This window comes from Leclercia sp. GLN_9 (assembly GCF_043105735.1).
GTDB lineage: Bacteria > Pseudomonadota > Gammaproteobacteria > Enterobacterales > Enterobacteriaceae > Enterobacter > Enterobacter adecarboxylatus.
The window spans coordinates 138,879-159,258 of record NZ_JBICLV010000016.1 but is presented as its reverse complement, the minus strand read 5'-3'; the positions used below and the strand labels follow the sequence as shown (position 1 = coordinate 159,258).

Below are 20,380 nucleotides of genomic sequence, written 5' to 3'. Positions count from 1 at the left end.
ATATTCTGTTGAACCTGAGGTGAACGGAACATTCCGCCAGACTCAACTGACTGGCATTACTCCAGAGATGGCCATTTCGCTTTTACCTAGGACGCGGCGATAAATAGATCCCGCAGCTGGTGCAGCTGGTCGCGGATCTGCGCGGCCTCCTCGAACTCCAGATTCTGCGCATGCTGCATCATCTGTGCTTCCAGTTCGTGAATTTTCTGCTGCAGCGCCTTCGGCGTCAGGGCAACGGTATCAGCCTCAACCGGTGAGCGTGACTTGCCGCGACCTTTCGCTTTGGTTTTGGCAATATTCTGGCCGAGCGCCAGGATATCCACCACCTTCTTGTTCAGACCCTGCGGCGTAATGCCGTGCTCTTCGTTGTAGGCCTGCTGCTTCTCGCGACGGCGTTCCGTTTCCCCAATCGCTTTTGCCATTGACGGGGTGATTTTGTCGCCATAGAGAATCGCTTTGCCGTTGACGTTACGCGCAGCGCGACCAATGGTCTGGATAAGCGAGCGCTCAGAGCGCAGGAAGCCCTCTTTATCGGCATCCAGAATCGCCACCAGCGACACTTCCGGCATATCCAGCCCTTCACGCAGCAGGTTGATCCCCACCAGCACGTCGAACTCGCCAAGACGCAGATCGCGGATGATCTCCATTCGCTCCACGGTGTCGATATCGGAGTGCAGATAGCGCACCTTCTCGCCGTGCTCCTCGAGGTATTCGGTCAGATCCTCGGCCATGCGTTTGGTCAGGGTGGTGACAAGCACGCGCTCGTTGATGGCCGACCGGGCGCGGATCTCCGACAGCAGGTCATCCACCTGCGTCGCAACCGGGCGCACTTCGATAATCGGATCCAGCAGGCCTGTCGGACGCACCACCTGATCGACCACTTCGTCGCCCGATTTCTCCAGCTCGTAGTTGCCCGGCGTTGCGGAAACGTAAATGGTTTGCGGTGCGAGCGCCTCAAACTCTTCAAACTTCATTGGGCGGTTATCCAGCGCTGACGGCAGGCGGAAGCCGTACTCCACCAGGGTCTCTTTACGCGCCCGGTCGCCACGATACATCCCGCCAATCTGCGGAATGGTGACGTGGGATTCGTCCACCACCAGCAGGCCATCCGCCGGCAGGTAGTCAAACAGGGTTGGCGGTGCCTCCCCCGGCCCGCGGCCAGAGAGATAGCGCGAGTAGTTTTCAATCCCGGAGCAGTAGCCCAGCTCGTTCATCATCTCGAGATCGAACTGGGTACGCTGGCTGATACGTTGCTCTTCCAGCAGCTTGTTATTGTCCAGCAGCGTTTTGCGGCGATCCGCCAACTCGACTTTGATATCTTCCATCGCCTGCACGATGCGCTCGCGCGGGGTCACGTAGTGGGTTTTCGGGTAGACGGTGAAGCGCTGAATAATTGACTCCACCTGGCCGGTCAGCGGGTCAAACAGCGACAGACGCTCGACCTCTTCATCGAACAGCTCGACACGCAGCGCGAAGTCGTCCGACTCAGCCGGGAAGATATCGATGACCTCCCCGCGAACGCGGAAGGTGCCGCGCTGGAACGCCTGATCGTTACGGGTGTACTGCAGTTCCGCCAGCCGCCGCAAGATGGCGCGCTGATCGATAATCATCCCCTGGGTCAGGTGCAGCATCATCTTCAGGTAGAGATCGGGATCGCCGAGGCCGTAAATGGCTGATACCGATGCCACCACCACTACGTCACGGCGTTCAAGCAGCGCCTTGGTCGCGGACAGACGCATCTGCTCGATATGCTCGTTCACCGAGGCATCTTTTTCGATAAAGGTATCGGAGCTAGGGACGTAGGCTTCCGGCTGATAGTAGTCGTAGTACGAGACGAAATACTCCACCGCATTTTCGGGGAAGAACTCTTTCATCTCGCCGTATAGCTGCGCAGCCAACGTTTTATTCGGTGCCAGCACCATGGTCGGCCGCTGCAGATCGGCGATCACGTTGGCGACGGTAAAGGTTTTACCCGAACCGGTCACGCCCAGCAGCGTCTGGTGTGCAAGCCCATCCTCCAGCCCCTCTTTCAGACGGCGAATCGCTTCAGGCTGATCGCCGGAAGGACGGAAAGCGGAATTCAGTTTGAACGGTTTACTCATGAGCGGCGACCTGATGATGGTTAATACGGCAGGTGTGTAATTTTACTCCTGATGGCTATTTTTGCCAGTAAATTATACTGGATATAAATCCAGTGGCATCCGCGCCATTTTGTGCCAGCAGCAGTGGGAATCGAGCGAAGCTGCGTAAAATTTCGACTGCAACGGGATAAAATTCCAACAGGGGTGGGTTATCCCCAGAACTTTTCATTTTTTAACATTTGTCAAGGCGAGCCGCTGGACTTCACCCCTGCAAGTTGACACTTTGATGACAATGATTGCTTTTATTTAACGCTTTGATCTGCTTAAAAGTTTTCAAAAAGACGCGTTTCGCAGCAATTCAGGCGCAGGCCGCGTATTCTCTCGCTTACCTTGTGTTTTCTAACTCTAATGCACATGGTTATCCACAGGAATAGTGGATAACTGCCGCCAGCCCATACGGAACGTGACTCGGCTCGTTCCCGGTTTTTACCCACAACGGAACGGTAAAAAATTTTTATCGCCTAATTTTGGCGATCTGATGACCAAAATCACCGAAGGATTTGGTGAGATCCTGTTCACATTTTGACCAAAATCGCCCTGCACCAGGCGCATCTCAGAGGGCACCGACGCGGTGCATCGCCCCTGGCTCACCGCGCTGATTTTTGAGCCGATTCCGAAAAAAGCCGCTTTAAACGCCCTTTTATAGGCAGTGGCAAGAGTCTTGCAGAGTATCAGGTGTCACCGATGCCTGAAAAAGGAGCACCACCATGTTAAGCCTGCGCGCCGTTAATCAGTATTACGGAGATCGCCACACCCTGTGGAACGTTGACCTCGATCTCCCCCCCGGCGTCTGCACCGGCGTACTCGGGCTACCCGGGATGGGGAAAACCACCCTCGTGAGCTGTATTGCTGGCCTGCTGCCGATTGCCAGCGGCACCATGGTCTGGCATGACGCCGGGGCCTCGCCCTGCGATTTGCAGCAGGCCAGGACGGGAATTAGCTTTGTGCCGCAGGACAGGCGGATCTTCTCGCAACTGACGGTAGAGGAGAATTTGCACATTGCGCGAATGGCGAAAGGCGTCGCGGGCGGAACAACAAGCCGCGACGTTTTTGAGTTCTTTCCCGAGCTTTATCCGCTGCGCCAGCTGCGGGCCTCCGGTCTTAACGACGATCAGCAATATCAGCTGGCGCTGGCGAACGCGCTGGTGACCCGCCCTCGCCTGCTGATCCTCGACGAGCCGAGCCGCGGGACCGGCCAGTTATTTACTCTCAAACTGGCGCAACTGCTGCTCAGGTTCAACCGGGAGCTGGGGTTATCGGTGCTGCTGGCCGAGCAGCACCTCTCCCTGATCCGCCGGGTAGCGGATCGCTTTTGCCTGCTTTACCGGGGGCGAAATGTAGCCCAGGGCAGGGTCAGCGAGCTGGATGATCCGCTTATAGCCCACTGGATGGGGCCTGCGGCGTCAGCGCAGTAAGGGAAAGATAGTGCCCGACGGTTGCGGTGTCCGCCTCGTCGCCCAGCCACGGGATTTCGCCCAACAAGGGGGCTGGCAGCACGCGCCTGAGCGTGGCCATGTATTCAGGATGGCGCTTGCCGGACGGCACCACCCCGTTCGCTACCCAGCCTGCAAAATGCAGCCCTGCCTGGCGGATCGCCTGCGCGGTCAGCATGGCGTGGTTAATACAGCCCAGCTTGACTCCCACCACCAGGATCACCGGCAGGCGCTCGGCCATCACCCAGTCTGCGAAGGTCTGCTCTTGCGACAGCGGCGTAAACCAGCCGCCCGCGCCTTCCACCAGCACCCAGTCAGCCTGCGTCTCCAGCGTACGTAACCCGGCGGAAAGCGTACTGAACAGGATCGGGCGCTGCTCATCCGCGCTGATGATATGCGGCGAGGTCGGCTCGGCGAAGGTGTAGGGATTGACCGCCGGATAGCTCAAGGCCACGCTGCTGTTGCGTTGTAACGCCAGCGCATCGCTGTTACGCAGCCCTGCTGCGGTCATCTCGCTACCGGAGGCCACCGGTTTGTATCCCGCGGTATGGCGACCCAGCGCACGCGCCGCCTGTAACAGAGCGGTGCTGGCAACGGTTTTTCCGACCTCGGTGTCGGTGCCGGTGACAAAATAACGTTCAGTCACGTTCGATAATCCCATGAAAAAGTTGGTAAGAGAGCGGGAATTTCCCCGCCTGCTGTGGCCAGGCCTGGGCCAGCTGGTGCAGTTGCCCGCGGGTTAAGGGTTTATTCGACCGTCCGGCGTGAAGATGGGTGGCCCCAATCCCCTTCAGGGACTGCATGGCGCTGAGCGCATCGTCAAACAGCAGCGTGACGATCTGGACCGCGGAGCGGTACTGCCAGCCGGACAGGGCGTCGTTTACCTGCTGCCCGGACAGAAACCGGTTGGCATGTGGCTGGGTATCTATCGCCTGCCAGGCCTGATTCAGCTCCGGCAGCGAGCCATTGAGCAGCGTCGTGAAGGCCACCTTGCCCCCCGGCTGCGCCACCCGGTAGAGTTCGGCCAGCGCCTGCGGCAGGCTGGCGCACCATTGCACCGCCAGATGGCTCCAGACGAGGCTGAACTGCCCCTCCGCCAGCGGAATGGCTTCGATATCGGCCTGCAGATAGTGGTCGGCCGCCTGGTTGCGACGCGCTTCCTCCAGCATCGGGGCGCAGAGATCCATCGCCGTCACGTGGCTCCCGGCCTTGCGCCAGGTGAGGCTGTTACTCCCCGGTCCGCAGCCCGCATCCAGCACGCGGGGGAAACGGTTTTCAGCGAGCAAGGCCCGCAGCCCGTCAGCGCTTTCCCGCTGGAGTCCGTCGTGGCGTGCGTAGCTGTGCGCCGCCCGGCCAAAGGCGGCGGCAATCGCCTGTTTATTCACTTGCGACATGCAGCGCCTCCAGTAATGCGGCGATATCAGCCGACTCATGGGCCGCCGTCAGGGTCAGGCGTAAGCGCGCCGTCCCTGCCGGCACGGTAGGAGGACGAATCGCGGTTACCCAGATCCCCTGCTGCCTGAGGGTGTGCGCCAGATGCAGCGCACGGGCGTTTTCGCCCACAATCAGCGGCTGAATGGCGCTCTGCGAGGCGGTGATCGTCATCGGGAGGTCACCCACACCCGCTCGGAACTGGCGGATATGCCCCGCCAGCCGCTGCCGACGCGCTTCACCTTCGTCGCTACGGATCAGGTTAAAGGCCGCCAGCAGCGCCACCGCCTGGGCGGGCGGCATACTGGTGCTGTAGATCAGGTGCCGGGCGAACTGCAGCAGGTAGTCGGCTACCGGGTCGCTGCACAGTACCGCCGCCCCGCTGATGCCAACGCCTTTGCCAAAGGTCACCACCAGCAGCTCGGGTTTTACCCCCTGCCCGGCGGCACTTCCTCGCCCTTCTGGCCCGGTGACGCCAATGCCGTGGGCATCGTCCACCAGCAGCCAGCTGCCCTGGCGCTGCGCTGCAGCATGGATCTCACCCAGCGGCGCGCTGTCGCCGTCCATGCTAAAGATCCCCTCGGTCACGACAAGCTGTTGCCCCTCGCAGGGTTTATCCAGCAGCGCGTCCAGCTGGGCGACATCGTTGTGGGCAAAACGGCGTAATTGTGCCGGGCTAAGGCTGGCGGCTTCCAGCAGCGAGGCGTGGCTTAAGCGGTCAGCCAGGATGCGATCGTCCTTGCCGGTCAGGGCGGCAATCAGCGCCTGATTGGCGGCAAAGCCGGATATAAACAGCAGCGCCCGGGGGTAGCCGAGCCAGTCAGCAAGATGCGCTTCCAGCGCCTGATGCGCGTGGGTGTAGCCGCTGACGTGGCCGGAGCCGCCGCTGCCTACCCCGTACTGCTCCGCGCCCTGTTGCCAGGCGCGGATGATCGCCGGGTGCTGACTCAGGCCGAGATAGTCATTGCCGGAGAAATTGCAGTATTGCCGCTGCTCGCGGATGAGAAAGCGCCCCGCGCCGTTCTCCACCGGGGTGCGCACGCGCAGGGCATCTGCCGCCCGGCGCGCATCAAGGGCAGCATCGATGCGTTGTTGCCAGGTCATACCGTCGCCGCGTTGTAGAACTGGTCGGTATCGGCGTTGATCAACTGCTGTTCGAGCTGATACTGCTGCTCGTTATCGCCCGTCAGCACCGCGGTTTGCTGCGGATTCAGCCCCAGCTTGCGGAACAGCTGTACGTCTTTGTCCTCTTCCGGGTTCGGGGTGGTGAGCAGCTTGCAGCCGTAGAAAATGGAGTTGGCCCCGGCCATAAAGCACATCGCCTGGGTCTGCTCATTCATCTGCTCCCGGCCCGCCGAGAGGCGCACGAACGACGTCGGCATCATCACGCGCGCAACCGCAATGGTGCGAATAAAATCAAACGCGTCCACATCGTCGTTGTCGGCCAGCGGGGTGCCCTTCACCTTCACCAGCATGTTAATCGGCACGCTCTCCGGCGGGGTCGGCAGGTTCGCCAGTTGCAGGAGCAGACCGGCGCGATCGGTCACCGTTTCGCCCAACCCGACAATCCCGCCCGAGCAGACCTTAATGCCCGCATCGCGCACTTTGTCCAGCGTATCCAGACGCTCCTGATAGGTGCGGGTGGTGATAATGTTGCCGTAAAACTCCGGGGAGGTGTCGAGGTTGTGGTTGTAGTAATCCAGCCCTGCCGAGGCCAGACGCTGGGCCTGGGTGTCGTCCAGCGTGCCGAGGGTCATACAGGCTTCGAGGCCCATGGCCTTCACACCCTGCACCATCTGCTCGAGGTAGGGCATGTCGCGCTCGTGCGGGTTTTTCCATGCCGCGCCCATGCAGAAGCGGGTCGAACCGGCGTTTTTCGCCTGACGCGCCGACTCCAGCACCTGCTCGACCTCCATCAGGCGTTCGGATTCAAGGCCAGTCTTATAGCGCGCGCTTTGCGGGCAATATTTGCAATCTTCCGGGCAGGCGCCGGTTTTGATCGACAGCAGAGTACTGACCTGAACCTGCTGCGGGTCGAAATGCTGACGGTGGATCTGCTGCGCTTCAAACAGCAGTTCCAGCAGCGGTTTTTCAAATAATGCGGTGACTTGCGACAATGTCCAGCGAGTCTGGTGAGCCATGGGGCGTCTCCAAAGGGGTTTAGTTCAGGATGGGTTCGGGTTATGCTTGTAAACCTAAATGTTTTCAAAATGGTTTACAAGTCGATTATGACAACGGACGATCTCGCCTTCGATCAGCGCCATATCTGGCATCCCTACACCTCCATGACTCAGCCCCTGCCGGTGTACCCGGTGACGGAAGCACACGGCTGCGAGCTGACGCTGGCCAGCGGCGAACAGCTGGTGGACGGTATGTCCTCCTGGTGGGCAGCCATTCATGGCTACAACCACCCGCGGCTGAATGCGGCGATGAAAGCGCAGATTGACCGCATGTCCCACGTGATGTTCGGCGGGATCACCCATCAACCGGCGGTAGATCTCTGCCGTCGGCTGGTGGCGATGACCCCCGAGGCGCTGGAGTGTGTTTTCCTGGCGGATTCCGGCTCGGTGGCGGTGGAAGTGGCGATGAAAATGGCCCTGCAGTACTGGCATGCGAAAGGCGAAAGCCGTCAGCGCTTTATCACCTTCCGCAACGGCTACCACGGCGACACCTTCGGCGCGATGTCGGTGTGCGATCCCGACAACTCCATGCACAGCCTGTGGAAAGGCTACCTGCCAGAAAACCTGTTTGCCCCGGCACCGCAAAGCCGCTTTGACGGCGAGTGGGATGAAATGGACATGGTCGGCTTTGCCCGTCTGATGGCCGCCCATCGCCATGAGATTGCGGCGGTGATCCTTGAGCCAGTGGTACAGGGTGCGGGCGGGATGCGCATGTATCACCCGGAGTGGCTGAAGCGCATTCGCAGGATGTGCGACCGCGAAGGCATCCTGCTGATTGCCGATGAAATTGCCACCGGCTTCGGGCGTACCGGCAAGCTGTTTGCCTGTGAGCACGCGGGCATTACGCCGGACATTCTCTGTCTCGGCAAAGCCCTGACGGGCGGCACCATGACGCTCTCCGCCACCCTCACCACTCGCCAGGTGGCAGAGACCATCAGCAATGGCGAAGCAGGCTGCTTTATGCACGGCCCGACCTTTATGGGCAACCCGCTGGCCTGTGCGGTGGCCAGCGAGAGTCTGGCGTTGCTGGAGAGCGGCGAGTGGCAGAGCCAGGTGGCCGCCATCGAAGCCCAGCTGAAGGATGAGCTGGCGGCGGCGCGGATGGCAGAATATGTCGCTGACGTGCGGGTGCTGGGGGCCATCGGCGTCGTCGAAACCACCCATCCGGTGAACATGGCGGCGTTGCAACGCTTCTTTGTGGCGCGTGGCGTCTGGGTACGCCCGTTCGGAAAGCTAATTTATCTGATGCCGCCGTATATCATTGGCCGCGATCAGCTCAGCAAACTGACCGCCGCCGTGGTGGATGCTGTGAATAATCCCGCCCACTTTGCGATTTAAGCCCACAGGATTACACTTTTTGCAGGGCTTATACGGAGAGATACGATGAAACTGATCAGTCAGGATCTGCAAGACGGCGATAAACTCCCGCTGCGCCACGTGTTTAACGGTATGGGATATGAGGGAGATAACATCTCTCCGCATCTGGCGTGGGACGAGGTGCCATCGGGCACCAAAAGCTTTGTCGTGACCTGTTACGACCCGGATGCGCCTACCGGCTCGGGCTGGTGGCACTGGATCGTCGCCAATATTCCCGCCAATACCCGCGTGCTACCGCAGGGTTCCGGCTCCTCGCTGGTGGCGCTGCCGGATGGCGCGGTGGAGACCCGTACCGATTTTGGTAAGCCGGGATATGGCGGCGCGGCTCCGCCGAAAGGCGAAACCCATCGCTATATCTTTACGGTGCATGCGCTGGATGTGGAGAGAATCGAGGTCGATGAAGAGGCGAGCGGTGCGATGGTGGGCTTTAACGTCCATTTCCATACCCTGGGCAGCGCGTCGATTACGGCGATGTACAGTTAACTAAAAAAACCGGCCAATAAGCCGGTTTTTTTGTAGGCCCGGTAAGCGAAACGCCACCGGGCAAACCGTTACAGCACGGGAGGCAATAACGCCACCAGAGTGCGTTTATCCAGCAGCCCCATCGCCGCATCAATATCCGGGGCGAAGAAGCGGTCATCATCATAGTGCGCCACCTGCTCCCGCAGGATCTGCCGCGCCTGCTCCAGCAGCGGGCTGGAGGTCAGACCGTCGCGCAGATCGCAGCCCTGACAGGCCGCCAGCCACTCCACCGCCAGCACGCCGCGGGTATTGCTCGCCATCTCCCACAAACGACGCCCCGCCGCCGGGGCCATCGAGACATGATCTTCCTGATTGGCTGAGGTCGGCAGGCTGTCCACGCTGTGCGGGTGCGACAGGGCTTTGTTCTCGCTCGCCAGCGCCGCCGCCGTCACCTGGGCAATCATAAACCCGGAGTTTACGCCGCCGTTGCGCACCAGGAACGGCGGCAGTTGCGACATGTGTTTATCCATCATCAGCGCGATACGGCGTTCGGACAGCGCGCCGATTTCGGCAATCGCCAGGGCCAGATTATCCGCCGCCATCGCCACCGGTTCGGCGTGGAAGTTCCCCCCGGAGACCACGTCGTTTTCGGCCGCGAACACCAGCGGGTTATCGGAAACGGCGTTGGATTCAACCAGCAGGACCTCTGCCACCTGGCGCATCTGGGTCAGGCAGGCGCCCATCACCTGCGGCTGGCAGCGCAGGGAGTACGGGTCCTGCACTTTGTCGCAGTTGTGATGCGATTCGGCAATGGCGCTGGTATCGGTCAGCACGTGACGGAACAGCGCCGCGGCGTCGATCTGCCCGCGCTGGCCGCGCACGTCATGAATACGGGCATCGAACGGACGGCGGGAACCAAGCACCGCTTCGGTGGTGAGCGCCCCGCAGACAACCGCCGAGGCAAACAGATCTTCGGCTTCGAACAGGCCTCGCAGGGCAAAAGCGGTGGAAGCCTGGGTGCCGTTCAACAGCGCCAGCCCCTCTTTTGCCGCCAGCGTGACCGGGGCAAGCCCGGCTTTTTGCAGGGCGGTGGCGGCCGGTAGCCATTCCCCACGGTAACGGGCTTTGCCCTCGCCGAGCAGGGTCAGGGACATGTGTGCCAGCGGAGCCAGGTCGCCGGACGCGCCGACCGAACCCTTGGCCGGGATCCACGGATAAACCCCGGCATTGACCAGCGCGATCAGAGCCTGAATCACGCTCAGGCGGATACCGGAGAAACCGCGCGCCAGGCTGTTGATTTTCAGCACCATCATCAGACGCACAATGTTGTCATCCAGCGGCTCGCCGACGCCCGCCGCATGGGACAGCACCAGCGAACGTTGCAGATTTTCCAGGTCGTGCGTGGCGATACGCGTCTGCGCCAGCAGGCCAAAACCGGTGTTGATCCCGTAGGCGGTGCGCCCCTCTGCCACTATCGCTTCCACGCAGGCCACGCTGTCGTTAATCGCCTGGTGGGCTGATTCATCAAGCGTCAGCTGCAGCGGCTGTTGCCAGACCTGGCGCAGCTGGGCCAGCGTCAGTGAACCGGGAATCAGGGTTAAGGCGTTCATCAGTGCTTTCCTTCTCTGGAGGTGATCATCGGCAGGTTCAGGCCCTGCTCTTTCGCGCAATCAATCGCGATGTCATATCCGGCATCAGCATGGCGCATTACGCCTGTCGCCGGATCGTTGTGCAGAACGCGGGCAATACGGGCTGCGGCTTCATCGGTGCCGTCACAGACGATCACCATCCCGGCATGTTGGGAGAAGCCCATCCCTACCCCGCCGCCGTGGTGCAGCGAGACCCAGGTCGCGCCGCTGGCGGTATTGAGCAGGGCGTTCAGCAGCGGCCAGTCGGATACTGCGTCGGAACCGTCCTGCATCGCTTCGGTTTCGCGGTTCGGGCTGGCAACCGAGCCGGAATCAAGATGGTCGCGACCGATGACAATCGGCGCGGAGACTTCCCTGCTACGAACCATTTCATTAAAGGCCAGGCCCAGCTTCTGGCGCCACTCCAGCCCCACCCAGCAGATACGCGCCGGCAAGCCCTGGAAGCTAATGCGCTCGCGGGCCATATCCAGCCAGTGATGCAGGTGCTCATCATCGGCGACGATCTCTTTCACTTTGGCGTCAGTTTTGTAGATATCTTCCGGGTCGCCTGAGAGCGCCACCCAGCGGAACGGGCCGATGCCGCGGCAGAACAGCGGGCGGATATAGGCAGGGACAAAGCCCGGGAAATCGAAGGCGTTGGTCACACCCATCTCTTTCGCCATCTGGCGAATGTTGTTGCCGTAATCGAAAGTGGGCACGCCCTGCTGGCTGAAGGCCAGCATCGCGCTAACGTGCTCGGCCATCGAACGCTTCGCCGCCAGAACGGTGCCTTCAGGATCCTGCTGGGCTTTCTGCTGATACTCTTCCCAGCTCCAGCCTTTTGGCAGGTAGCCGTGCAGCGGATCGTGGGCGCTGGTCTGGTCGGTGACCAGGTCCGGGCGCACGCCGCGCGCCACCAGTTCCGGCACGATATCGGCGGCATTGCCACACAGGGCAATCGAGACCGCTTTGCCTTGCTGGGTGTATTTATTGATGCGTGCGAGGGCGTCATCCAGCGAGTCGGCCTGCTCATCGACGTAACGGGTGCGCAGACGGAAATCGATGCGGCTCTGCTGGCACTCAATATTCAGGGAGCAGGCGCCTGCCAGGGTCGCTGCCAGCGGCTGTGCGCCACCCATCCCGCCTAAGCCCGCAGTCAGTACCCAACGTCCTTTCAGGGAGCCGTTATAGTGCTGGCGTCCCGCTTCGACAAAGGTCTCATAGGTGCCCTGGACGATGCCCTGGCTGCCGATGTAGATCCAGCTGCCCGCGGTCATCTGGCCATACATTGCCAGCCCCTTCGCATCCAGCTCGTTGAAGTGTTCCCAGGTCGCCCAGTGCGGCACCAGGTTGGAGTTGGCGATCAGCACGCGCGGGGCGTTTTCGTGGGTTTTGAATACGCCGACCGGTTTACCGGATTGCACCAGCAGGGTTTCGTCGTTTTCCAGTTCGGTGAGGGCGGCAACTATCGCGTCATAACAGGCCCAGTTACGCGCCGCGCGGCCAATCCCGCCATACACCACCAGCTCGTGAGGATTTTCCGCCACGTCGGGATCGAGGTTGTTCATTAACATGCGCAGCGGGGCTTCGGTGAGCCAGCTTTTGGCATTTAACGTGGTGCCACGGGGGGCGCGGATCTCTTGCTGGCGATACTTACCTGACGACATTGTGTGCTCCTCATTGGGGACAGAATATACAGTAAGATATACTTGTATAGACAAGTGCACACAAGGCTGGTTTTAACAATTACGATACATTTTTGTTATATTGCGTCAGCAATCACGCTTTTGGCTTATGACATGAAATGGCCCTGCAGCCGGTAGCGGTTGCCCGGGAACAGCAATCTGGCGTGGGAAACGATGTGCGAGGCTGACCAGGTGCGGCGGTGGATCAGCAGGCAGGGATCGTGCTCTTTAATGCGCAGCAGCTCGCACTCCTGCGGCGTGGCGCGTACCGCTTCAACGATATGCTCCCCTTCCGTCAGCGGCGCAACCTGCGACAGCCAGGCATGAGGCGTGGTGACGGTGTAGTCCTGTTGCAGATAGTCCGGCACCAGCGTGGCGTTTACACAGCGATCTTCTATCTGGACCGGTACGTCGTTTTCGTAGTGCAGCATCAGGGAGTGGAAGATCAGCGTGCCCTCTTTAACATTCAGCGCCACGGCCTGCACGGCGTTGGCCTGCGTCTCTTCGAGGAGCAACACCTCACAACGGTGTTGATGGTTGCGGGAGGCGATCTCATCGGCAATGCTGCGGATCTCAAACAGCGCCGACTGCCCCTTCGGCTCGGCCACAAACGTGCCGACCCCCTGCAGACGCACCAGCAGCCCCTCATCGGTTAGCTCCCGCAGCGCGCGGTTAATGGTCATCCGGCTAAAGCCGAACTGCGCCACCAGCTCGGCTTCGGACGGGATGCGATCGTGCGGACGCCAGACGCCGGTGGCGATCTGATGGCTGATCGCTTGTTTTACCTTTTCATAGAAAGGGGCTGGCGTATTGGCCTGCTGCTGCGGGGCGCGAGAAAACATAGCAATTCCTTAAGCCGGAAGAAAAAGTCGAGTATATACAGCCTTTATGCCCACCAGTGAGCTATTTGCCAGGCAAGCCGCGCGGCGAGCTTCGCGCCCTGACCGTCGCGGTCGAAACCGGGGCTGAACTCTACCAGATCGGCCGCCTGCAGTTTGCCGCTGCGGCAGACCCGCTCAATGACCGGCAGCAGATCCCGGGCGGGAACGCCCAGCGCAGCAGGCGCGGACACGGCGGGCATCTCCCCGGTCGGCATCACGTCAAGGTCGATGGTGAGATAGACCCGATCCGCCTCGTTCAGGATGTTCTCAACTACCCGTAACGCCTGCTGCGGGAAGTCGAGATCCTCGACCAGGGTGACGTTAAGACGGGCCGCCTCATCCCAGAGTGCCCGGGTATTTGCCGCCCGGCTAACCCCCAGGCAGGCATAGTGAAACTCACGCTGCTGTTCGGCGCAGTATAGCGCCAGCTGGCGGAAGGGTGTCCCGGAGGTGGCCTGGCTGGCGTTTCGCAGATCGAGATGCGCATCCAGGTTGATAATCACCACCCGCTCGCCGGGAAAGGCATCCAGCACGCCCCGGCCATGCGCCCAGGCGGTTTCATGCCCGCCGCCGAACACCAGGGTGCGCATTCCCGCCTGCTGACAGGCGGTCACCGTCTCACTCAGTGCCTGCTGGGCGGCCTCCAGCGCCTCCCCTTCAACGCGAATGTTGCCCATGTCGGTCAGCCGCTCATGGCCCTCATGGCTGGCCATATTCCCCAGCGCCCGACGTAACGTATCCGGGGCCTGTGCGGCACCGGTCCGGCCCTGATTGCGTCTCACCCCTTCGTCACAGGCGAAGCCGATCAGGGCGATGCCGTCGCCGGAAGGCTGCTGCGTGTCGCTTTGCCGTACGGTCTGGAACAGGCGCAGGGCGTTGCTGGCCTCGTGACGGTCGTCGCGCCCCTGCCAGATGTCAGGTGAAACGGGCTGCCACACACTCATTGTACTTTTCCTCTGAATACGCGCTGATAAAGCGGGTTACGCCCCGGCTCATACACCATCTCCACCGGGCTTTTCGCATCCCAGATCGCCAGATCGGCGACAAACCCGGCCTTCAGCTGGCCGTGCGTTTCGCCGCGACCGAGCGCCTGTGCGGCGTGCCGGGTCACCCCTGCCCACGCCTCTTCCGGGGTCAGACCAAACTGGACGCAGGCCATGTTCATCGCCAGATGCAGACTGGCAAACGGGCTGGTGCCAGGGTTGTAATCGGTGGCGACGGCCATCGGCACCCCCTGCTGGCGCAACAGCGCAACCGGCGGACGCTGGCGCTCCTGTAAGAAATAGAAAGCACCGGGCAGCAGCACCGCCACGGTGCCGCTTCGGGACATCGCGCTCACCCCGGCTTCATCAAGATATTCAATGTGATCGGCAGATAGCCCCTGGTAACGGCTCACCAGCGCGGTGCCGCCGAGGTTCGAGAGCTGTTCGACGTGGCCTTTTATCGGGATCCCCCGGGCCTGTGCCGCCTGAAACACCCGCTCGCTCTGTGCTGGAGTAAAGCCGACATTCTCGCAAAACACATCCACGGCTTCGAAAAGCCCTTTCTCCCACAGCTGCGGCAGGGTGTGCTGACAAACATGGTCTATATAAGCATCGGGATCCTGGCGGTACTCTTTCGGCACCGCGTGAGCGGCCAGCAACGTCGGGCTGATCTCAATGGGATGGGTATGCGCCAGACGCTGGACCACGCGCAGCATCTTCTCTTCCGTTTCGTCGTTCAGGCCATAACCGGATTTGATTTCGAGGGTGGTGACGCCTTCGCGCATCAGGCGCTGTAAACGCTGCTGCGCCAGCTGCTCAAGCTGCTCTGGCGTACTGTTCCGGGTGGCGGTCACCGTGGCATTAATCCCACCGCCCTGGGCGCTGATGGTCTGATAGGAGACGCCGTTCAGCCGCTGCTCCCACTCGGCGGCGCGATCGCCGCCGAACACCAGATGGGTGTGGCAATCGATCAGGCCCGGCGTGACCAGCCGGCCCTGTAAATCGTTGGCGTTGGGCAGATCCGCAGGCAGGTCAGATTCAGGCACGATCGCCAGGATGGTCTCACCGCGCACAATTAACGCCCGATTCTCCAGCAGGCCATAGGCTGTGCCGTGGGCAGGATCCAGGGTCGCGAGGCGCAGGTTACGCCAGATTACGTCGTCGGGATGAAGTTGCAGCATCGGGCTTCCGCTTGTCATGAGTTGTATAGACATTTATTTTCATTCCCGGCGGCCTGTCAATCGCCTTTACCGAAATTGTTATTTATTTGTGACAACTTTCCCGCTAAGCGTGGGAAGAAAAAGTAACTTTTTGCCTTTTCATCTTCCCGTTTCGCTCAACTTAGTATAAAAAAGCAAGCTATTTCAGTTATCCCCCTATTGATATGCTTAGCAGGAGCTTCCCTTGAACATTTCCAGGATTTCTCGTCTGGCGCTGGCCCTCGCATTTGGCGTGACGTTGTCTGCGTGCAGCTCTACGCCGCCGGATCAACTGCCTTCAGAGCAGGCCGCGCCAGGCACGGCTTCCCGCCCGATCCTTTCCGCTGATGAAGCGAAAAACTTCCAGCAGGCCCGCTACTTCACGGCCATGGATCCGAACGCGGCGCCGTGGAGTCCTTATGCCATTCGCCTGCCTGCACAGCCAAACTTTGTTGTTGGCCCGGCGGGAACCCAGGGCGTTACGCATACCACTATCCAGGCGGCCGTCGATGCAGCCATTGCTAAGCACAGCAGCTCCCGCCAGTACATCGCCATTTTACCCGGCGAATACGAAGGGACGGTGTATGTACCTGCCGCGCCAGGCAGCGTGACCCTGTACGGTACGGGCGAAAAACCCATTGATGTGAAAATTGGTCTGGCGATCGACTCCGAAATCGATACCACCACCTGGCGTCGTCTGGTTAACCCGGGCGGTAAATACATGCCTGGCAAACCAGCCTGGTACATGTTTGACCGTTGCCAGAGCAAGCACAGCGCCACCATCGGCGTGATGTGTTCCGCGGTCTTCTGGTCGCAGAACAACGGCCTGCAGCTGCAGAACCTGACGATTGAAAACAATCTGGGTGACAGCGTCGATGCCGGAAACCACCAGGCGGTAGCCCTGCGCAGCGATGGCGATCAGGTGCAGATCGACAAGGTGAATATTCTGGGTCGTCAGAACACCTTCTTCGTCACCAACAGCGGTGTCGAGAACACCCTGAAAAACAACCGCATCACCCGCACCCTGGTGACTAACAGCTACATCGAAGGCGATGTGGATATTGTTTCAGGTCGCGGTGCGGTGGTGTTTGATAATACCGATTTCCGCGTGATGAACAGCCGTACGCAGCAGGAAGGCTATGTCTTCGCACCGGCTACCCTGTCGAACATGTTCTACGGCTTCCTGGCGGTAAACAGCCGCTTTACCGCGATGGGTGATGGTGTGGCGCAGCTGGGCCGCTCGCTGGATGTCGATTCTGCCTCTAACGGCCAGGTGGTGATCCGCGACAGCGTGATCAACGAAGGCTTTAATATGGCAAAACCCTGGGGCAACGCCGCGATTTCTCAGCGTCCGTATGCGGGTAACACCGGTGCGGTGGATGATAAAGGCAACGTGCAGCGTAACCTTAACGACGCTAACTTCAACCGCATGTGGGAATACAACAACCGCGGTGTAGGCAGCAAAGTTATCGCCGAACCAAAGCAGTAAGATTCTGGTAACAAGGGGGAGTGACTCCCCCTTATTGCTGCGGCTGGGCATGTCAGGCACCGCGCCTCAGATACGCATCCAGCCGTTGCAAAACAGCAACCCTGTTTATAGCGCATCAGCTCGGGATTAATAGTGGGGTTGGTGTTTTCGGTGTGCTCACCCGGTTACCTCCGGGCATAAAAAAACCTCGCATTGGCGAGGTTTTTTTATTTCATCGGCCTTAGTGCGCGTTAACCACCACCCACATTGGCCCCTGGCCGACTGCGTAACGCCCCTTCTCTTCCAGCAGGCCCTGCTCGCCCTGAATCTCATACAGGGCGATATGGTGGGATTTCTGTCCCGCCGCAATCAGGAATTTACCGCTGTGATCGACGTTAAAGCCGCGCGGCTGGGTCTCGGTTGGCTGGAAGCCTTCGATTGCCAGCACGCTGCCATCTTCAGAGATGCTGAAGATGGTGATCAGGCTTGAAGTACGATCGCAGGTATAGAGGTGGCGTCCGTCAGGAGTGATGTGAATATCCGCACCCCAGCGCGTATCGGTGAAGTCCGTCGGCATCATGTCCAGGGTCTGCACACACTCGATGTTGCCGTGCGGATCGCGCAGCGCCCAGACGTCCACAGAGCAGTTCAGCTCATTCACGACGTAGGCGTACTGCTGATTCGGGTGGAAGACCATGTGACGCGGGCCAGCGCCTTCTACAGTGGTCACTTCCGCAGGCGTTTGCGCCGCCAGCTTGCCGTCGTCGCCAAGAGTAAACAGGCAGATACGATCCTGTTTCAGCGCCGGTACCCACAGGGTGCGGTTATCCGGGGAGATGTTGGCTGAGTGGCAACCTTCCAGACCTTCAACCACCTCTACGGTCTCGGTCGGAATGCCGTCATCCAGGCGGGTCACGCTAACGCAACCGGCATTGTAGGAGCCGCTAAAGATAAAGCGCCCCTGTAGATCGGTTGAGATATGGGTTGGGCTACCCGGCAGGGCGGCTTCGGCCGTCCAGGTCAGAGCGCCATCGTCAGGAGAGATACGGTACGCAAGCACACGGAATTCCGGGCGCACGCCCACATACAGGAAACGTTTATCCGGGCTGATCACCATCGGCTGAACCTGGCCGGGAACATCGACGACCTGTACCAGGGTGAGTGTGCCTTCGGGATTCAGACGCCAGACATGGATCTGCTGGCTTTCAGGACTGGCGGTATAAACGGTTTGTTTCATGAATGCTCCTTTCCTCACTGCGCGTAAAAGTAATGTACCAGGATAGTCTTTTTTAACGGTGAATGCTGAATTTTAATCAGGAATTTTGCAGCGTTAGTTACGCGGTGTACCATCTGCTCATTCTGCCATTTCAACATTAACCCGGAATATCAAATGACCTCGCGTGTGATTGCACTGGATTTAGACGGTACGCTATTAACCCCGCAAAAAACCCTGCTCCCCTCTTCCCTCGACGCCCTGAAGCGCGCCCGGGAGGTGGGATATCAACTCCTCATCGTGACGGGTCGACATCACGTTGCTATTCATCCTTTTTATCAGGCACTGGCGTTAGATACACCTGCAATTTGTTGTAATGGCACTTATTTGAATGACTTAAATATTATACAAACAAATCCTTGCACTACATACATCTAATTCCTTGTCTCGTAATTTTGAAGTACTTAACAAGCGGTGTACCATCGGCATGACTTCTCAACTCTAACACGCGAAACAAGACATGAACTATCAAGTAATTGCCCTTGACCTAGATGGCACGCTGTTAACGCCACAAAAAACAATCCTGCCTGATTCCCTATTAGCATTACGGCGTGCACGCGAGAGTGGTGCAAAAGTGGTGATAGTCACTGGACGTCATCATTGTGCCATCCACCCTTTTTATCAGGCGTTAGAACTGGAAACCCCTGCAATTTGCTGTAACGGTGCGTTGCTGTACGATTATCATGAACAGAGAGTTATTACATCTGATCCATTACATCCAGACCAGGCAACACAGTTGATTGACCTATTTGATAGTTACAATGTTCACAGTTTGATGTATGCCGATAATGCCATGTTTTATACAGAACCCACGGGGCATATCATTCGTACTGAAAAATGGTCTCAATCGTTGCCAGAATCACAACGTCCGGTATTTAAACAGGTAACTTCACTACGTGAAGCAGCCCATGCAGTATCCGGGATCTGGAAGTTCGCCCTCACTGATACTGATACAGTCAAATTACAAAAATTCGGTCAGATCGTAGAGCGTGAACTGGGACTTGCATGTGAATGGTCATGGCATGACCAGGTTGATATAGCACAAGTGGGAAATAGCAAAGGTAAGCGATTAGCACAATGGGTAGAATCGCAGGGTTTATCTATGAACCAGGTAATCGCGTTTGGGGATAATTTTAACGATCTCAGTATGCTCAAATCTGCTGGTTTAGGCGTAGCAATGGGTAATGCTGCCGATGAGATCAAAGCAAATGCCGATCTTGTAATTGGCGACAATACAGAAACTGGAATTGCTGAGATAGTGAACAAGTACTTTATGTATGTACCAGCAACCGAACCAGTGTAATTCTGATTATGGCGGCATAGTTCAAACATTTATGCCGTCATAATCAGACTGAACTTGCCAGTACTGCACCGTTAGACCCCGCTCAATATCAGCACCAGCATCTTGATCACATCGTCCAGTACTACACAGGCGGCAACCATACGCCGAACACTGCCAGTACTACAGGTGCAATGACATAGTTCTATGCGATAAGGAACGCAAACATGTATGCGATGTAATGCTTCCATACTATCACCTTGAACACTGATTTTAGTCTTAACCTTGAAAGGATTCTTAGACTAACATTCACTAGAATCTTTACGATCCATACCTTGCTCAATTCAATCACGTTAAACGGTGTTGATTTATCATGAAGTTAACCTGTACGTGTGACATAGTACGCTTGTCACAGTTCACAATAAGTAAAAATTGATCATCATTATCTCCACTTCATGTAGGTACTATAGATCGCCTATAAACAATGCCATAATGGAATTGGAAGTTTGTAAAATTTTACTTCGGTCTGTTCTTCCCTAACAATGTATGTAGATCTACCCATCCAGTGAATTTTTGGTGAATATCTCTCCTTAATTGCTGTTGCTGCAACTGCTTTAGGCATTTTTGTACTTGAGGTTTGTTTTTCATTTGGTTCTCCTTGTAAGGGTATGTTAGGTATTTACTTATAGTCGCTCGTTAAATGATTTAATTGTATTCTTGGAGAGAGTACTAAAAATTAAATCCGGGAAGTATAAAGCAATCTGTAATATGTCTCTTCTTTATTGCCAGTGTTTATAGAGCATAAATGACATAGTACAGCCCTGAACTGATTAATAATTATTGTACCGCTAATGTTTTTGAGAGGAATTGCGAATAATGGGATAGTTAATTATCTGTGCTTATCAAGAAATATGTGGGACCAGCCAACTTACTGTACTGAATTGTGTAGAGTTATCATGA

At 58.2% G+C, this 20,380-nt stretch carries 17 protein-coding genes; 6 read left to right on the top strand and 11 right to left on the bottom strand.

The annotated features are described in order from the left end of the window. Positions 1-86: 86 nt before the first annotated feature. Positions 87-2,102: an excinuclease ABC subunit UvrB gene (gene uvrB, locus ACF8PE_RS10670; RefSeq protein WP_032617132.1), complete on the bottom strand. Its 2,016-nt coding sequence runs from the start codon at positions 2,100-2,102 to the stop codon at positions 87-89. A gap of 746 nt (positions 2,103-2,848) precedes the next feature. Here uvrB and ACF8PE_RS10665 point away from each other — a divergent pair. Then, complete coding sequence (locus tag ACF8PE_RS10665) at positions 2,849-3,556, top strand: ABC transporter ATP-binding protein (RefSeq protein ID WP_032617131.1); 708 nt, start codon at positions 2,849-2,851, stop codon at positions 3,554-3,556. Here ACF8PE_RS10665 and bioD read toward each other — a convergent pair. The 4 genes from bioD to bioB are packed head-to-tail and all read right to left on the bottom strand — an operon-like array spanning position 3,516 to position 7,146. Further along, positions 3,516-4,220, bottom strand: a complete 705-nt coding sequence (gene bioD / locus ACF8PE_RS10660; protein ID WP_392494831.1) for a dethiobiotin synthase — start codon at positions 4,218-4,220, stop codon at positions 3,516-3,518. The two genes, ACF8PE_RS10665 and bioD, sit on opposite strands and share 41 nt — an antisense overlap. Next, positions 4,213-4,968 (bottom strand): malonyl-ACP O-methyltransferase BioC, encoded by a 756-nt coding sequence (gene bioC / locus ACF8PE_RS10655; protein ID WP_392494830.1) that lies wholly within the window; start codon positions 4,966-4,968, stop codon positions 4,213-4,215. Before bioC ends, bioD begins: the two co-directional genes overlap by 8 nt. Further along, positions 4,952-6,109 carry an 8-amino-7-oxononanoate synthase gene (bioF, locus tag ACF8PE_RS10650; protein WP_392494829.1) on the bottom strand — a complete coding sequence of 386 codons (1,158 nt, stop codon included), beginning with the start codon at positions 6,107-6,109 and terminating at the stop codon, positions 4,952-4,954. The genes bioC and bioF overlap by 17 nt, the downstream gene beginning before the upstream one ends. Beyond that, positions 6,106-7,146 carry a biotin synthase BioB gene (bioB, locus tag ACF8PE_RS10645; protein ID WP_144839853.1) on the bottom strand — a complete coding sequence of 347 codons (1,041 nt, stop codon included), beginning with the start codon at positions 7,144-7,146 and terminating at the stop codon, positions 6,106-6,108. The genes bioF and bioB overlap by 4 nt, the downstream gene beginning before the upstream one ends. A 69-nt stretch (positions 7,147-7,215) precedes the next feature. Between bioB and bioA the strand changes: the two genes are divergently transcribed. Together bioA and ACF8PE_RS10635 are read left to right on the top strand one after the other, a co-directional pair. After that, positions 7,216-8,523 (top strand): adenosylmethionine--8-amino-7-oxononanoate transaminase, encoded by a 1,308-nt coding sequence (bioA, locus tag ACF8PE_RS10640; protein WP_392494833.1) that lies wholly within the window; start codon positions 7,216-7,218, stop codon positions 8,521-8,523. A gap of 45 nt (positions 8,524-8,568) precedes the next feature. Then, a complete protein-coding gene (locus ACF8PE_RS10635; protein WP_392494828.1) occupies positions 8,569-9,045 on the top strand; it encodes a kinase inhibitor in 477 nt (158 codons plus the stop codon). Positions 9,046-9,113: 68 nt separating this feature from the next. On the opposite strand, the gene hutH is transcribed toward ACF8PE_RS10635, so the two are convergent. The 5 genes from hutH to hutI all read right to left on the bottom strand — a co-directional run bounded on the left by hutH (position 9,114) and on the right by hutI (position 15,382). Beyond that, positions 9,114-10,634 carry a histidine ammonia-lyase gene (gene hutH / locus ACF8PE_RS10630; RefSeq protein WP_032617123.1) on the bottom strand — a complete coding sequence of 507 codons (1,521 nt, stop codon included), beginning with the start codon at positions 10,632-10,634 and terminating at the stop codon, positions 9,114-9,116. Further along, positions 10,634-12,319 carry a urocanate hydratase gene (hutU, locus tag ACF8PE_RS10625; RefSeq protein ID WP_392494827.1) on the bottom strand — a complete coding sequence of 562 codons (1,686 nt, stop codon included), beginning with the start codon at positions 12,317-12,319 and terminating at the stop codon, positions 10,634-10,636. Before hutU ends, hutH begins: the two co-directional genes overlap by 1 nt. Before the next feature lie 125 nt (positions 12,320-12,444). Beyond that, entirely contained in the window at positions 12,445-13,179 is a 735-nt protein-coding gene (locus tag ACF8PE_RS10620) for a histidine utilization repressor (protein ID WP_032617121.1), read from the bottom strand. A 44-nt stretch (positions 13,180-13,223) separates the two neighbouring features. Further along, entirely contained in the window at positions 13,224-14,162 is a 939-nt protein-coding gene (hutG, locus tag ACF8PE_RS10615; protein WP_032617120.1) for a formimidoylglutamase, read from the bottom strand. After that, positions 14,159-15,382, bottom strand: a complete 1,224-nt coding sequence (gene hutI / locus ACF8PE_RS10610; RefSeq protein WP_103791929.1) for an imidazolonepropionase — start codon at positions 15,380-15,382, stop codon at positions 14,159-14,161. The genes hutG and hutI overlap by 4 nt, the downstream gene beginning before the upstream one ends. 223 nt (positions 15,383-15,605) lie before the next feature. On the opposite strand from hutI, the gene ACF8PE_RS10605 reads away from it, so the two are divergent. Next, positions 15,606-16,889 (top strand): putative acyl-CoA thioester hydrolase, encoded by a 1,284-nt coding sequence (locus tag ACF8PE_RS10605; RefSeq protein WP_059308478.1) that lies wholly within the window; start codon positions 15,606-15,608, stop codon positions 16,887-16,889. 220 nt (positions 16,890-17,109) lie between these two features. Here the strand turns inward: ACF8PE_RS10605 and pgl are convergent, their stop codons facing one another. Continuing rightward, a complete protein-coding gene (pgl, locus tag ACF8PE_RS10600) occupies positions 17,110-18,105 on the bottom strand; it encodes a 6-phosphogluconolactonase (RefSeq protein WP_200143028.1) in 996 nt (331 codons plus the stop codon). Positions 18,106-18,258: 153 nt separating this feature from the next. On the opposite strand from pgl, the gene ACF8PE_RS10595 reads away from it, so the two are divergent. Both ACF8PE_RS10595 and ACF8PE_RS10590 read left to right on the top strand, forming a co-directional pair. Continuing rightward, complete coding sequence (locus ACF8PE_RS10595; protein WP_371320490.1) at positions 18,259-18,519, top strand: HAD-IIB family hydrolase; 261 nt, start codon at positions 18,259-18,261, stop codon at positions 18,517-18,519. 82 nt (positions 18,520-18,601) lie between these two features. After that, complete coding sequence (locus ACF8PE_RS10590; protein ID WP_155166465.1) at positions 18,602-19,444, top strand: pyridoxal phosphatase; 843 nt, start codon at positions 18,602-18,604, stop codon at positions 19,442-19,444. Positions 19,445-20,380 lie beyond the last annotated feature (936 nt).

Coding starts and splice junctions, on each gene's coding strand:
- bioC (WP_392494830.1), bottom strand. CDS start 4,968: ATGTCGCAAGTGAATAAACAGGCGATTGCCGCCGCCTTTGGCCGGGCG.
- ACF8PE_RS10635 (WP_392494828.1), top strand. CDS start 8,569: ATGAAACTGATCAGTCAGGATCTGCAAGACGGCGATAAACTCCCGCTG.
- ACF8PE_RS10665 (WP_032617131.1), top strand. CDS start 2,849: ATGTTAAGCCTGCGCGCCGTTAATCAGTATTACGGAGATCGCCACACC.
- bioA (WP_392494833.1), top strand. CDS start 7,216: ATGGTTTACAAGTCGATTATGACAACGGACGATCTCGCCTTCGATCAG.
- ACF8PE_RS10595 (WP_371320490.1), top strand. CDS start 18,259: ATGACCTCGCGTGTGATTGCACTGGATTTAGACGGTACGCTATTAACC.
- hutG (WP_032617120.1), bottom strand. CDS start 14,162: ATGAGTGTGTGGCAGCCCGTTTCACCTGACATCTGGCAGGGGCGCGAC.
- bioB (WP_144839853.1), bottom strand. CDS start 7,146: ATGGCTCACCAGACTCGCTGGACATTGTCGCAAGTCACCGCATTATTT.
- bioF (WP_392494829.1), bottom strand. CDS start 6,109: ATGACCTGGCAACAACGCATCGATGCTGCCCTTGATGCGCGCCGGGCG.
- pgl (WP_200143028.1), bottom strand. CDS start 18,105: ATGAAACAAACCGTTTATACCGCCAGTCCTGAAAGCCAGCAGATCCAT.
- uvrB (WP_032617132.1), bottom strand. CDS start 2,102: ATGAGTAAACCGTTCAAACTGAATTCCGCTTTCCGTCCTTCCGGCGAT.
- ACF8PE_RS10590 (WP_155166465.1), top strand. CDS start 18,602: ATGAACTATCAAGTAATTGCCCTTGACCTAGATGGCACGCTGTTAACG.
- hutH (WP_032617123.1), bottom strand. CDS start 10,634: ATGAACGCCTTAACCCTGATTCCCGGTTCACTGACGCTGGCCCAGCTG.
- ACF8PE_RS10620 (WP_032617121.1), bottom strand. CDS start 13,179: ATGTTTTCTCGCGCCCCGCAGCAGCAGGCCAATACGCCAGCCCCTTTC.
- hutU (WP_392494827.1), bottom strand. CDS start 12,319: ATGTCGTCAGGTAAGTATCGCCAGCAAGAGATCCGCGCCCCCCGTGGC.
- hutI (WP_103791929.1), bottom strand. CDS start 15,382: ATGCTGCAACTTCATCCCGACGACGTAATCTGGCGTAACCTGCGCCTC.